The organism is Akkermansia sp. GGCC_0220, assembly GCF_017566105.1.
GTDB lineage: Bacteria > Verrucomicrobiota > Verrucomicrobiia > Verrucomicrobiales > Akkermansiaceae > Akkermansia > Akkermansia massiliensis.
This window is the reverse complement of the sequence record NZ_JABFCI010000006.1, coordinates 1-14,302: the sequence shown is the minus strand read 5'-3', so window position 1 is coordinate 14,302 and position 14,302 is coordinate 1. Positions and strand designations below refer to the sequence as shown.

Here is a 14,302-nt window from a genome sequence, read left to right as displayed (position 1 = left end):
TTAGTTTCCGGCGGCTTCCGCCTGGTCCAGATACCACCGGTAGATGCGCTCCACGCCTTCTTCCAGCTCCACCCGGTGGGTCCAGCCCAGGGAATGCAGCTTGGAAACGTCCGTCAGCTTGCGCATGGTGCCGTCCGGCTTGTCCGCGTTGAATACCAGTTCTCCCCGGTAGCCTTCCGTGGCGGCTATCAGGCGCGCCAGATCGCCGATGGAGATTTCCTTTCCGGTGCCGATGTTGATATGGCAGTTCCGCACCTCCCGGTCTTCCCCTTTCAGCTGGCTGAAATCCACCTGTTCCATCACGTGGACGCAGGCGTCCGCCATGTCTTCGCTCCACAGGAATTCGCGCAGGGGCGTGCCCGTTCCCCACAATTCCACGGAACCGGGGGTGATGCCGTATTTGGCCAGCGCGTCCAGGATGGCTTCTTCCGGCGCCGTCCCGTCCACCTGTTCCACAGGCCGCGCGTCCAGGTCTTTCCGCACGGCGTCCCAGTCCCCTTCCATCAGGCGTTTGGCCAGGTGAATCTTGCGCACCATGGCGGGCAGCACGTGGCTGTTCTCCAGGTGGAAGTTGTCATTGGGGCCGTATAGGTTCGTAGGCATCACGGCGATGTAGTTGGTGCCGTACTGGAGGTTGAAGCTCTCGCACATTTTCAGGCCTGCGATTTTGGCGATGGCGTAGGGCTCGTTGGTGTATTCCAGCGGGGAGGTGAGCAGGGCGCTCTCCTTCATGGGCTGGGGTGCCTCTCGCGGATAGATGCAGGTGCTCCCCAGGAAGAGGAGCTTGGAGACGCCGTGCCGGAAACTTTCCCCGATGACGTTCTGCTGGATCTGGAGGTTGCGGAAGATAAAGTCCGCCCGGTACCGTGAGTTGGCGATGATGCCGCCCACGAACGCCGCCGCCAGAAAGACGTATTCCGGCTTTTCCCGGTCAAAGAATTCCCGCACGGCCGCCGGGTCCTCCAGGTCCAGTTCCCGGTGCGTCCGTCCGATCAGGTTGGAATAACCCCTGTCTTCCAGGGATTTCCAGATGGCGGAGCCCACGAGGCCGCGGTGTCCGGCCACGAATATTCTGCTGTTTTTTTCCATCTCAGGAATTGACGGGATTTTTGACGTATTCCATGTCGTGGCGGACCATGATGCGCACGAGTTCCTCAAACGGGGTGGAGGTGGGGTTCCAGCCGAGGAGGGTTCTGGCCTTGGTGGGGTCTCCCAGCAGTTGTTCCACCTCGGAGGGGCGGAAGTACTTGGGATCCACTTCCACCAGGATATGGCCCGTTTTCTTGTCGCGCCCGCGTTCTTCCACGCCTTCGCCTTCCCATTCCAGCTCAATTCCGGCTTCACGGAAGGCCAGCGTGCAGAACTCCCGGACCGTATGCATCTCCCCGGTGGCGATGACGAAGTCTTCCGGCTTGTCGTGCTGGAGAATCAGCCACATGCATTCCACGTAATCCTTCGCGTAGCCCCAGTCGCGCAGGGCGTTCAGGTTGCCCAGATAAAGCTTGTCCTGCATGCCCTGGGCGATGCGGGCCGCCGCCAGCGTGATCTTGCGGGTGACGAAGTTTTCCCCGCGGCGTTCGCTCTCGTGGTTGAACAGGATGCCGTTGACGGCGAACATGCCGTAGGATTCGCGGTAATTCTTGGTGATCCAGAAGCCGTATTGCTTGGCTACGCCGTAGGGGGAGCGGGGATAGAACGGCGTGGTTTCCTTCTGGGGAACTTCCTGCACCAGCCCGAAGAGTTCGGACGTGGAAGCCTGGTAAATGCGGCATTTCTTTTCCATGCCCAGGATGCGGACGGCCTCCAGCATGCGGAGGGTGCCCACGGCGTCCGTTTCCGCCGTGTATTCCGGCACGTCAAAGCTGACCTTCACATGGCTCTGGGCCGCCAGGTTGTAGATTTCATCCGGCTGCACGGTCTGGATGATGCGGATCAGAGAGCTGGAATCCGTCATGTCGCCATAGTGGAGGTTGATCAGCCGGTTTTTCTTCATGTCCCGCACCCACTCGTCCAGGTAAAGATGCTCGATGCGGCCCGTGTTGAAGGAAGAGGAGCGGCGCAGGATGCCGTGTACTTCATAGCCCTTGTCAATCAGGAACTCTGCGAGAAAAGAACCGTCCTGTCCCGTGATGCCGGAGATTAATGCGATTTTGCTCATGTGGTGTGTAGATGGTTTGTTGGTTGGGGAGGTTGATGAATGAAAGGAAAAACCTCCGCCGGAGCCGCAATTCATGTGCCCGGGCATAAATAGCGCATTTTTCCCATGGTGACGAGGAAAATGCTCTGGTCATGGAAGAGGAATGCCACTGTCAGCGGGCGGCTTGTCCTTTGCCGGACGCAATCATTTCCTTGAAATCCCGGAACAGGTACTGGGGGTCTCTGGGGCCGGGGGCGGCTTCCGGGTGGTACTGCACGCTGAAAACGGGGAGCGTTTTGTGGGCGATGCCCTCCACGGTATTGTCATTCAGGTTCATCAGCGTGATTTCCACGTCGTCCGGCACGGTGTCCGGATCCACGGCAAAACCGTGGTTCTGGGACGTGATGCTGATTTTACCCGTGCGGAGGTCCTTCACCGGATGGTTGGCGCCGCGGTGGCCGAACTTCAGCTTGAAGGTCTTCGCCCCCAGCGCGTGGGAAATGATCTGGTGCCCAAGGCAGATGCCGAACATGGGAACCTTCCCGATCAGGGCGGCTACTTCACGGTGGATGTCCGTCAGCGTGGCGGGGTCCCCCGGACCGTTGGAAAGAAAAACGCCGTCCGGCTTCATGCCAAGCACTTCCTCCGCCGTCGTGTGGGCGGGAACCACGGTCACACGGAAGCCGTTTTCCCTCAGTTGGCGCAGGATGTTGTACTTGATGCCGAAGTCGAAGGCCACGATGTCGTACTCCGTGGGGGGCAGTACCCCTTCCGTCACCAGCGCGTCCACTTCCTCCGGGGTCATGGGATGGGAGCCGATCTTGTCTACGATGTTGCAGCCTTCCATGGAGGGGGCCTTTCTGGCGGCTTCCACGGCTTCCTCCGGCGTCAGCTCCGTGGTGAGGCAGGCGCGCATGGCGCCCGCGGAGCGCAGGTGCTTGGCGATCTTGCGGGTGTCCACCCCCTCAATGCCGATCACGCCCTGCTTTTCCAGCCACGGGCCCAGGGCTTCCGTGGCGCGCCAGTTGGAAGGAACCTTCGCCAGCTCCGCCACCACGAAGCCGCTGACCTGCGCCTTGCCGGACTCGTAATCTTCCGGGTTGACGCCGTAATTGCCGATCAGGGGATAGGTCATCGTGACAATCTGGCCGCTGTAGGACGGGTCCGTCAGGACTTCCTGGTAGCCGGTCATGGACGTGTTGAAGCAGGCTTCCCCCACTTCCGTGCCCGTAGCTCCGAAGTGCGAACCGATGAAGACGCTTCCGTCTTCCAGTGCGAGAATGGCTCTCATGATGATATAAAAATGCTGTTTGGTATGGGGTTAAACGGTCTGGGCATGGTATTCCTGGATGGTGCACACCTGGAGGTTCCTGTTCTTCAGCGCCTCAATGGCGTTCACGCAGGCCTGTGCGGAGGCCAGGTTCGTGCAGTAGGAGGTTTTGGCGGCGATGGCGGAGGAACGGATGATGATGTCGTCCGCCCGCGCGTCGTGGGAGCCGGGCGTGTTGATGATGAAATCGATGTCCCCGTTCTTGATGTGGTCCACGATGTTCGGGCGGCGCGCCTCGTTCACCTTGTACGCGCGTTCGCATTCGATGTCGTGCTGGAGCAGGTGGATCATCGTGCCGCGCGTGGCGCACAGCGTGAAGCCCATGTCCGCCAGCTGGCGGGCCATGTGGAGCACGCGCTCCTTGTCCCGGTCATTCACGGAGATGAAAACCTTGCCTTCCGTCGGCAGGGGATTGAATGCGCTGATCTGGGATTTGGCGAAGGCGATGTCCGGGTCCGGGTCGATGCCCATCACCTCCCCGGTGGATTTCATCTCCGGCCCCAGCACCACGTCGATGCCCGGGAAGCGGCCCCAGGGGAAGACGGCCTCCTTCACGCAGTGGTATTCCGGCGTGATTTCCCGGGTAAAGCCCAGCTCCTCCAGCGTCTTGCCGGCCATGACCTGCGCGGCCAGCTTGGCGAGGGGCCTGCCGATGGCCTTGGAGACGAACGGAACGGTGCGGGAGGCGCGCGGATTCACTTCAATGACGTAAAGCTGTTCGTCCTTCACGGCGAACTGGATGTTCATCAGCCCGCAGACGTTCAGCCGCCGTGCCAGCTCCTTGGAGGCGCGCGTGATTTCCTTGTGCATTTTCATGGAAATGCCCATGGCGGGAATCATGCTGGCGGAATCCCCGGAGTGGATGCCCGCGGGCTCCACGTGCTGCATGATGGCGCCGATGACGGCCCGCTCCCGGTCCGCGATGACGTCCACGTCAATCTCCACGGCGTTTTCCAGAAAGCGGTCGATCAGCACGGGGCGTTCCTCGGAGGCCTCCACGGCTTCGTTCATGTACCGGCGCAGCTCCTGCTCCTCGTACACGATGATCATGCCGCGGCCGCCCAGCACGAAGGACGGGCGCAGCAACACCGGATAGCCGATGCGGGCGGCAATGGCGGCGGCGTCCTCCACGTTGGTGGCCGTCCCCGCGTCCGCCTGCTTCAGCCCCAGCTCCCTCAGCAGGGCGGAGAAATGTTCGCGGTCCTCTGCCAGGTCAATGGCCTTCGGGCTGGTGCCGATGACGGGCACGCCGTGGGCTTCCAGGGCGTTGGCCAGGTTCAGCGGCGTCTGGCCGCCGAACTGGACGATGACGCCGTCCGGTTTCTCCTGCTCGCAGATGTGGAGCACGTCTTCCAGCGTCAGGGGTTCAAAGAAAAGCTTGTCGGAGGAATCGTAGTCCGTGGAGACGGTCTCAGGGTTGGAATTCACGATGATGGTTTCATACCCCATTTCCCGCAGGGCCATGGAGGCGTGCACGCAGCAGTAGTCGAACTCGATGCCCTGGCCGATGCGGTTCGGGCCGCCTCCCAGGATGAGGATCTTCTTCCGGCCCGTGTCGCGCGCCTCGTTTTCATCCCCGTACGTGGAATAAAAGTAAGGCGTGTATGCCTCAAACTCCGCGGCGCAGGTGTCCACCAAGCGGTAGCCGGGCACGATGCCCTGTTCGCGGCGTTCCTTGCGGATGCTTTCCTCCGTAGTTCCGCGGGCCAGGGCGATCTGCCTGTCGGAAAAGCCCAGCTTCTTGGCTTCCCGCAGGTCCAGCGCGTCCAGGCGGTCGCCCGCCTTCGCCAGGTCCCGCATCTGGGCCAGGAACCAGGGGTCAATCTGGGTGAGCTGGTGCACCTCGTCCAGGGAAAAGCCGCTGCTGAACGCCGTCTGAATCCAGAAAATGCGTTCCGCCGTGGGGACGGCAAGCTTCCGCGTGATTTCCTCCGCGGTGGGCTTCTGCGGCGCCTTCGCGTCGAAACCCCAGCCCCAGCGGCCCGTTTCCAGGGAGCGCAGGGCCTTTTGCAGGGATTCCTTGAACGTGCGGCCTATGGCCATGGCTTCCCCCACGGATTTCATGGAGGTGGTCAGGTGCTCGTCCGCCTGCTTGAACTTTTCAAACGTGAAGCGGGGGACCTTGGTCACCACGTAGTCAATGGTGGGCTCAAAGCAGGCGGGCGTTTCCCTCGTGATGTCGTTGCGCAGTTCGTCCAGCGTGTAGCCCACGGCCAGCTTGGCGGCCAGCTTGGCGATGGGGAACCCCGTGGCCTTGGAAGCCAGAGCGGAGGAACGTGAAACGCGGGGGTTCATCTCAATGACGATCATGCGGCCGTTGGCCGGGTTGATGGCGAACTGGATGTTGGAACCGCCCGTTTCCACGCCGATTTCCCGGATGACGGCGAAGGATGCGTCCCTCATGACCTGGTATTCCCTGTCCGTCAGGGTCTGGATGGGAGCCACGGTGATGGAATCCCCGGTATGCACGCCCATCGCGTCAATGTTCTCAATGGAGCAGATCACCACGCAATTGTCCGCGCGGTCTCTCATCACTTCCATTTCAAACTCCTTCCAGCCGATGAGGGATTCCTCAATCAGGATTTCGGAAACGGGGGAGAGGTCCAGCCCGCGGGCGCAGATTTCCTCAAACTCCGTCTTGTTGTACGCCACGCCGCCGCCCATGCCGCCCAGCGTGAAGGCGGGGCGGATAATCAGGGGAAAGGTGCCTATGTCCCCGGCTACCCGGCGCGCCTCCTCCATCGTGTGGGCGATGCCGGAGCGCGGCACGTCCAGGCCGATGCGGATCATGGCCTCCTTGAACAGGTTGCGGTCCTCCCCGCGGTCAATGGCGTCCGCATGGGCGCCGATCATGCGCACGTTCTCCCTCTCCAGCACGCCGCTGCGGTGGAGCTCCATGGCGCAGTTCAGGGCCGTCTGGCCGCCCAGGGTGGGGAGCAGGGCGTCCGGCTTTTCCCGGACGATGATTTTCTCCACGAACTCCGGGGTGATCGGTTCAATGTAGGTGCGCGGGGCGGTCTCCGGGTCCGTCATGATGGTGGCGGGATTGGAGTTTACCAGCACTACTTCATAACCTTCTTCCCGGAGGGCCTTGCAGGCCTGGGTGCCGGAGTAGTCGAATTCGCAGCCCTGGCCGATGACGATCGGGCCGGAGCCGATCACGAGAATCTTTTTGATGGAGGTATCTTTAGGCATAATGGCGATGGAAGAATCCTGTGGTTCTGGACCGTGGATTTCCGCCGGGGGAATTAAGTGCCCGCAGGGCTCCGGAGGAAAGTTTTTTTACGGCCAATGACGCGGATTTTTCTGGGGTTGGTGGTCGGTGGAAAACAGTGGGAAAAAGGGCGGCCGGGACAGGGCGCGCCAAGGCCCCGGAGCCGTGCCTTTCCCTCTGCGGGCAGAGGCTTGCCCCGCAAGGGGGCCGGCAAAGCTCCGGAGCTCGTCGGTGCACCCTAATAGATGAACAGCATTTCCCGGTACTTGGGGAGAGGCCAGGACCGGTCGTTCACCAGGGTTTCTGCGGCATCGACGCTGGTTCTCAATCGGGACATCGCGGCAAGGATGTCCTCATGGCAGCTCGTGAGCGCGGTTTCCAGGGTATCCAGGTCGGACACGACGGAATCCAGGGCGTCGCCCAGCTTGTCCGCCAGCTTTTGCAGGGCGGCGGTCCCGTTGGTCCGCTTGGCGTCCAGCGCCCTGGAGAGCGCGGAAACGGTTTGCTTGTATTCGTTGCGCAGGGCAGGGAGGATGATGGTGGCCGCCATTTCCCAGGACAGGCGCCCTTCAATGCGGATGCGCCTGTGGTATTCCTCCAGGAAAATCTCAAACCGGGATTCCAGTTCCCTGCGGGAGAACACCCCGTACTTCTCGAACAGGGCCACATTCTTCTCATTCACCAGGGTGTGGAGGGCGGTCATCGTGTTTTTCAGGTTGGGAAGGCCGCGGCGTTCCGCTTCCTTCACCCATTCCTCCGAATAATTGTCTCCGTTGAAGATGATTCTCTTGTGTTCGGAAATCCTGCGCTTGAGCGTCTCCTGGAGCTGGGCCAGGAAGGTCTCCGGAGCGAAGGAGGAAAGCTCCTCCGCCAGGGAATCGAAGGCCTCCGCCACAATGGTGTTCAGGGTCATCATGGGGCCCGCGCAGGACTGGGCGGAGCCGGGGGCGCGGAACTCGAACTTGTTGCCGGTGAAGGCGAACGGGCTGGTGCGGTTGCGGTCCGTCGCGTCCCGGGGAAGGACGGGCAGCGTATCCACGCCGATCTGGAGCGTGTCGTTGCGCCTGCCGCGGCCGGATTCCCCGTTGATGATATTCTCGATCACTTCATTGAGCTGGTCGCCCAGGAAAATGGAGATAATGGCGGGAGGGGCCTCGTTCGCGCCCAGGCGGTGGTCGTTCCCGGCGCTGGCTACGGAATTGCGCAGCAGGTCGCTGTGCTTGTCCACAGCCTCGATGATGGCGGCCAGCACGGTCAGGAAAATGGCGTTCTGCTGCGGGTCCGTGCCGGGATCCAGCAGATTCTTGTCCCCGTAGGAAATGGACCAGTTGTTGTGCTTGCCGGAGCCGTTGACGCCCACGAAGGGCTTCTCGTGGAGCAGGCACACCAGCCCGTGCCTGCTGGCCTGCTGGCGCAGGATTTCCATCACCAGCATATTGTGGTCGATCGCCAGGTTCACGTCCTCAAACAGGGGGGCCAGTTCAAACTGGGCCGGGGCCACCTCATTGTGGCGCGTCTTGGCCGGAATGCCCAGCCGCCAGAGTTCTTTTTCCACATCATTCATGAAATTGAGGATGCGCGGCTTGATGGAGCCGAAATAATGGTCTTCCAGCTGCTGGTGCTTGGCGGGCGGCGCGCCGAAAAGGGTGCGGCCCGTCTGGACCAGGTCCGGGCGGTTCAGATAGAAATTCTTGTCGATCAGGAAATACTCCTGTTCCGGCCCCAGCGTGATGGTCACGCGTTCATCCGGCAGCCCGAAGCACTTCATCAGCCTCTTGACGGCGTTGCCCAATGCCTGCCGGGAGCGGAGCAGAGGGGTTTTCTTGTCCAGCGCGTCTCCCGTATAGGAACAATAGGCGGTGGGAATGCAGAGGGTGGCTCCGTTCCCGTGCCTCTTGATGAAGGCGGGGCTGGTGGGGTCCCACGCGGTGTATCCGCGGGCCTCAAACGTGCAGCGCAGGCCGCCGGAGGGGAAGCTGGAAGCATCCGGCTCGCTCACGATCAGGTTCTTGCCGGAAAAGCTCATGATCGGCTCCATGCCCTTGGGGTCCAGGAAGGAATCATGCTTCTCCGCCGTGGAACCCGTCATGGGCTGGAACCAGTGCGTGTAGTGAGTGGCTCCCCGTTCCAGAGCCCACTGCTTCATGGCGTGGGCTACGTCCGCGGCAATGTCCGCGTTCAGCGGCAGGCCGTCCTGGATGGTGGACAGGAGGGTTTTCGCCGTGTCCTTGGGCAGGTACTTCTTCATCACCTCCGTACTGAAAACGTCGGCGCCGTAATAATCAATGCGGACAGGAGCGCTCTCGCTCACCCCGCTCACGGGAAGGGAGGCGATGGCGCTGATGGCTTGTGTTCTTGTCGAGTCACTCATCATGGTTAACTGTTGTATCTTTTTCTTAGCAAGAACCGTGCCAGCTTTTTGAATCAACTTGTGCCGGAGTAGGTATGGTGTTTTAAGAAGTTGCCTATAAATATATTGCAGAAATTGTAAAAGGAAGCCGTGGAAAGAAGAGGGATGAAAAAGGTGAAAGCATTAATTACAAAAATGTAAAATCACGGTAAAAGGGTAATTACGAAAATGTAAAAATATCTGCTTGGGAGAGGGAATTGTCCTTTGCCGCCGTGGGTCCTCTGTCATGCCGGAAGGCCTGTCAAATCATGTAAAACCGGGGCGGCGGCGTTCGGAAAACGGGGAGAGTGGAAGGAGTGCATAATGTTGGCACGGTTTTTGCTATAAGAAAATCAGCTTAACTCAAATAAAACAGCAAACTGATGAATAGTGATCAATTCGAGACAGGCATTCCTGCGCCGCAGGGATTGTATGACTTTGAACAGGAGAGGGACGCCTGCGGCGTGGGGCTGGTGGCGGACCTGAAGAATGAACCGAGCCACAAAATCATTGAAATGGGTGTCACCGTTCTCAAGAGGCTGATGCACCGCGGCGCCGTGGGAAGCGATCCCGATACCGGGGACGGAGCGGGCATCCTGCTGGCCCTGCCGGATGAATTCTTCCGCCTGCTCCTTCCCAACAAACTCCCCGCCAGAGGAAAATACGGAGTCGCCATGATGTTCGGCGGCTGCGGCCATGAAGAGGAACTGGAGGCCGCCGTCACGGAAAACGGCGGCAGGGTGATTGCCTGGAGAGAGGTTCCCGTGGACCGCGACAGCATCGGCGAGAACGCCCGGCGCACCTGCCCCCTGATTCGCCAGCTCTTCATCGACGGCAGCGGCTTTGCGGACCAGGCGGCACTGGAACGCAAGCTCTTCGTAATGCGCCGGGAAATGGAGCGGCGCGTGGAAGGATGCTACGTGTGCAGTTGTTCCAGCCGCAGCATCGTGTATAAGGGATTGTTCCTCGGCACGCAAATTGACGGATTTTACGAAGACCTGCGCCATGAGCGTTTCAAATCTCCGCTGGCCCTCGTCCACCAGCGCTACAGCACGAACACCTTCCCCACGTGGAGCCTGGCCCATCCCTTCCGCTACCTGGCCCACAACGGGGAAATCAACACCCTGCGCGGAAACCTGAACCATCTGAGCGTGCGGGAGCCGCACCTGTCCTCCGCCCTGCTGGGGGATGACTTGCAGAAGCTCCTGCCCCTCATTCCTCCCGGCCAGAGCGATTCCGCCTGCCTGGACAACATGGTGGAACTGCTCGCCGCCGCCGGGCGCGACCTGCGCCACGCCATGCTCATGCTCATGCCGCAGGCCTGGGGCGTCAACTACCATCTGGGGCCGGACGTGCGCGGCTTCTTTGAATACCATTCCGCCCTGATGGAGCCGTGGGACGGCCCGACCGCCGTCGTCTTCTCCGACGGCGTCAACGCGGGCGCCATGCTGGACCGCAACGGCTTGCGCCCCGCCCGCTACACGCTGACCACGGACGATATTTTCATCCTGGCCTCGGAAACGGGCGTAGCGGACATTCCCGCGGAAAAAGTGGCCCGCAAGGGCCGCCTGCGCCCCGGAGAGATGATCTACTGCGACCTGGTGAACCACCGCCTGGTGTCCGATGCGGAAACCAAGAATGAAATGGCCCGGCGCATGCCCTACCGCCGCTGGGTGGAACAAAACAAGATTTCCGTCCGCTCCCTGTTCGACTCTGTCTCCGCCTCCGCGGAAATGCCGGACCTGGCGGTTCATCAGCGCCAGTTCGGCTTCACGCAGGAGGATGTGGAACTCATCCTCCGCCCGATGATGATGAAGGGCGCGGAACCCCTCGGCTCCATGGGGAACGACGCGCCGCTGGCCGTCCTCTCCGGAAAGGCGCCGCTCCTGTTCAACTACTTCAAGCAATTGTTCGCGCAGGTGACCAACCCGCCCATCGACCCCATCCGGGAGGAACTCGTTATGAGCCTGACCACGTACATCGGCAACCATCCCAACATTCTGGAGGAAACGCCGGAGCACGCCCGGCTCATCAAGATGGCGCGCCCCGTCATTACGGACGAGGAGCTCAACCGCCTCTGCAACATCCGGGAAGCCGGCTTCCCTTCCGCCAGGCTCCCCCTCCAGTTCCCGGAAGGCGGGGACGGAAACGCTCTGCGGGAGACGCTGGACAGCCTGGCGGAATCCGCCGTGGGGCTGGTCAGGTCCGGCGTGCGCATCCTGGTGCTGACGGACCGCAACATAGGCCGCGGCTACCTTCCCGTTCCCAGCCTGCTGGCCTGCTCCGTGGTGCACCGCGCCCTGGCGGCCGCCGGACTGCGTTCCGACGTGGGCCTGATCCTGGAAACGGGGGAGGCGCGGGAAACGATGCACTTCGCCCTGTTGCTGGGTTTCGGGGCCACAGCGGTCAATCCGTACCTGGCTCTGGCGACGGTCACCTCCCTGGCCGCGCCGCAGGACTGCCCGCTGGACGTGGTGAAGGCCTCCGGCAACTATATCAACGCCATTGACAAGGGGCTGCTTAAAATCATGTCCAAGATGGGCATTTCCACCCTGCGCAGCTACCGCTCCTCCCAATTGTTCGAGGCCGTGGGGCTGAACCGGGAACTGATTGACGAATTCTTCCCCGGCACCGTCAGCCGCGTGGGCGGCATCGGGCTGGAGGAAATAGCTGCGGAATGCAACCAGCGCGCCGCGCAAAACGCCGGGAAGGAAGGCGGCCTGGATGCGGGCGGCCAGTACAAGTACAGGAAGGGCGGAGAAAACCACCTCTGGAACCCGCAGACGCTCCAGGCCTTCCGCGCCGCCGTTCGCGACAATGACGAACGGAAATACCGGGAATTTGCGGACTACAGCAACCATCAGGCGCAGCACCTCTGCACCCTGCGCGGCCTGTTTGAATTCGCTCCCGCGGACACCGTCCCGCTGGAGGAAGTGGAAAGCGCGGATTCCATCCTGCGCCGCTTCGTCTCCGGGGCCATGTCCCTGGGTTCCCTCAGCCCGGAGGCCCATGAAACCATCGCCATCGCGATGAATAAAATAGGAGCCAAAAGCAACTCCGGTGAAGGGGGCGAGGATGAAGCCCGCTACGAACCCAACGCCAGGGGCGAGGTGCGCTACAGCGCGATCAAGCAGGTGGCGAGCGGACGCTTCGGCGTGACCATCAACTATCTGCGCCACGCCTCCGAGCTCCAGATCAAGATGGCCCAGGGCGCCAAGCCCGGAGAGGGCGGCCAGCTCCCGGCGCACAAGGTGGACCCGTACATCGCCCGGCTGCGCCATTCCATGCCGAACGTCAGCCTCATCTCTCCCCCGCCGCACCATGACATCTACTCTATTGAAGACCTGGCCCAATTGATCTACGACCTGCGGAACTCCAACCCGGCCGCACGCGTCTCCGTCAAGCTCGTCTCCGAGGTGGGCATCGGCGCGGTGGCCGCCGGAGTGGTGAAGGCCCACGCGGACGTGGTTGTGGTCAGCGGCCACGACGGCGGTACGGGCGCCTCCCCGCTCACCAGCGTCAAGCACGCCGGACTGCCGTGGGAACTGGGTCTGGCGGAAACGCAGCAGACGCTTGTGCTCAACAAGCTCCGCTCCCGCGTCCGGCTCCAGGTGGACGGCCAGCTGCGCACCGGGAGGGACGTCGTCATGGCGGCCCTGCTGGGAGCGGAGGAATTCGGCTTCGGCACTGCCGTTCTGGTCGCCATCGGCTGCGCCATGCTCCGCAGGTGCCATGAAAACACGTGCCCGGTGGGCGTCGCCACGCAGGACCCGGCCCTGAGAGCCAAGTTCAGCGGCAAGCCGGAATACGTCATCAACTACCTTCGCTTCGTGGCGCAGGAAACGCGGGAAATCCTGGCTTCCCTGGGCCTCCGCTCCCTGGACGAAGCCGTCGGCAGGGCGGACCTGCTCTCCGTGAACCGCGCCATTGACTTCTACAAGGCTCAGCATCTGGACTTCTCCTCCATCCTGCATGCGGCGGAGGGGGACGGACGCAGGTTTGACCCCTCCTTTGAAAAGGAACCTCTGGACAACTACGACCGGCGCCGCCTGCTCCCGGACTTGAAGGGCCTGCTGGAAAAAGGGGAAAAGACCGAACTCTTCCGCGACGTCCGCAATGTGGACCGGACGGTGGGCACGGAGCTATCCGGAGAGCTGGTGATGAAATTCGGCCCGCGCGGCCTGGCGGAGGATACGCTCACGGTGCACTTCACCGGATGCGCGGGGCAGAGCTTCGGGGCCTTTCTGGCGCCTGGCATCACCTTTGAACTCGCCGGGGAGGCGAACGACTTCGTAGGGAAGGGGCTTTCCGGGGGCAAAATCATCGTGAGGCCTCCGGAAAACATCTCCTACGCTCCGTCGGACAACGTCATTGCCGGCAACGTCATCGGCTACGGGGCCACGTCCGGCAGCATCTTCCTGCACGGGCAGGCCGGGGAGCGTTTCGCCATCCGCAACAGCGGAGCCAAGATGGTGGTGGAAGGCATCGGCGATCACGGCTGCGAATACATGACCGGGGGCCGTGTGGCGGTGCTCGGCAAGGTGGGCGTCAACTTCGCCGCGGGAATGACCGGCGGACTGGCCTACGTGTACGATGCGGACAACGACTTCGATCAGAAATGCAACCTGGGCAGCGTGGACCTGGAAACGGTCATGCCGCACTCCGCCGACGAGGCGGAACTGCTCCAGCTCATTTACGAGCACTACATGGCTACGAAAAGCCGCCGGGCCTGCGACCTGTTAAACAACTGGCCGGAGGAACGCGGCAAATTCATCAAGGTCTTCCCGGTGGAATACCGGCATGCCCTGGCCATGCATTCCTGAAAGAAGCATGCAGCAGTTTTCTGTTGTTTGGGTAAGCTGGGGGCCTCCGCGGGTGCGGAGGCCCTTTTTTTGTTCTTTGAAGTCTTATTGGTCTCATTGCCGGAGCGTCCGCTGACCTTTTCAAGGTAGCAGATTGGCCCTGAAAGCAGGAATGAAGTAAGTTTCTGAAATCCGATATTAAAAAATAACTTTCCATTTGGTTGACTTTGAATGATGCATCAATTATACAGAAAATATCATAAAAGGATAATGAGTGTCATATTCGGAAATTTATGCAGTGCTGCCGCTATACTGCTGATTGTTATGGGGATGTGGACTGAGGGGGGAATTGCCTTTGTCCAAGTGCCGGAACGGCTGCCGGAATGCCCGGTGCGCTTCATCCGCGGCACCCTGGTGGCGCAGGATGGAG

At 61.4% G+C, this 14,302-nt stretch carries 6 protein-coding genes; 1 reads left to right on the top strand and 5 read right to left on the bottom strand.

Annotation, left to right across the window (positions count from 1 at the left end; translation table 11 throughout):
* The 5 genes from HJW02_RS05825 to HJW02_RS05805 all read right to left on the bottom strand — a co-directional run bounded on the left by HJW02_RS05825 (nucleotide 1) and on the right by HJW02_RS05805 (nucleotide 9,055).
* On the bottom strand, nucleotides 1–1,089 hold the full coding sequence (locus HJW02_RS05825; protein WP_102721902.1) for a GDP-L-fucose synthase: 1,089 nt from the start codon (nucleotides 1,087–1,089) through the stop codon (nucleotides 1–3).
* Nucleotide 1,090: 1 nt separating this feature from the next.
* Nucleotides 1,091–2,158 (bottom strand): GDP-mannose 4,6-dehydratase, encoded by a 1,068-nt coding sequence (gene gmd, locus HJW02_RS05820; RefSeq protein WP_102721901.1) that lies wholly within the window; start codon nucleotides 2,156–2,158, stop codon nucleotides 1,091–1,093.
* 151 nt (nucleotides 2,159–2,309) lie between these two features.
* Nucleotides 2,310–3,428, bottom strand: coding sequence for a glutamine-hydrolyzing carbamoyl-phosphate synthase small subunit (gene carA / locus HJW02_RS05815; RefSeq protein WP_102721900.1), 1,119 nt, complete (start codon nucleotides 3,426–3,428; stop codon nucleotides 2,310–2,312).
* Between the two features lie 30 nt (nucleotides 3,429–3,458).
* Entirely contained in the window at nucleotides 3,459–6,662 is a 3,204-nt protein-coding gene (gene carB, locus HJW02_RS05810; protein ID WP_022396588.1) for a carbamoyl-phosphate synthase large subunit, read from the bottom strand.
* A gap of 257 nt (nucleotides 6,663–6,919) precedes the next feature.
* Entirely contained in the window at nucleotides 6,920–9,055 is a 2,136-nt protein-coding gene (locus tag HJW02_RS05805) for a glutamine synthetase III (protein WP_180971036.1), read from the bottom strand.
* A gap of 398 nt (nucleotides 9,056–9,453) precedes the next feature.
* Between HJW02_RS05805 and gltB the strand changes: the two genes are divergently transcribed.
* Entirely contained in the window at nucleotides 9,454–13,893 is a 4,440-nt protein-coding gene (gene gltB, locus HJW02_RS05800) for a glutamate synthase large subunit (protein WP_102721899.1), read from the top strand.
* Nucleotides 13,894–14,302 lie beyond the last annotated feature (409 nt).

Excerpts from the sequence above, each read along its gene's own strand:
- HJW02_RS05825 (WP_102721902.1), bottom strand. The coding sequence starts at position 1,089 with ATGGAAAAAAACAGCAGAATATTCGTGGCCGGACACCGCGGCCTCGTG.
- gmd (WP_102721901.1), bottom strand. The coding sequence starts at position 2,158 with ATGAGCAAAATCGCATTAATCTCCGGCATCACGGGACAGGACGGTTCT.
- carA (WP_102721900.1), bottom strand. The coding sequence starts at position 3,428 with ATGAGAGCCATTCTCGCACTGGAAGACGGAAGCGTCTTCATCGGTTCG.
- carB (WP_022396588.1), bottom strand. The coding sequence starts at position 6,662 with ATGCCTAAAGATACCTCCATCAAAAAGATTCTCGTGATCGGCTCCGGC.
- HJW02_RS05805 (WP_180971036.1), bottom strand. The coding sequence starts at position 9,055 with ATGATGAGTGACTCGACAAGAACACAAGCCATCAGCGCCATCGCCTCC.
- gltB (WP_102721899.1), top strand. The coding sequence starts at position 9,454 with ATGAATAGTGATCAATTCGAGACAGGCATTCCTGCGCCGCAGGGATTG.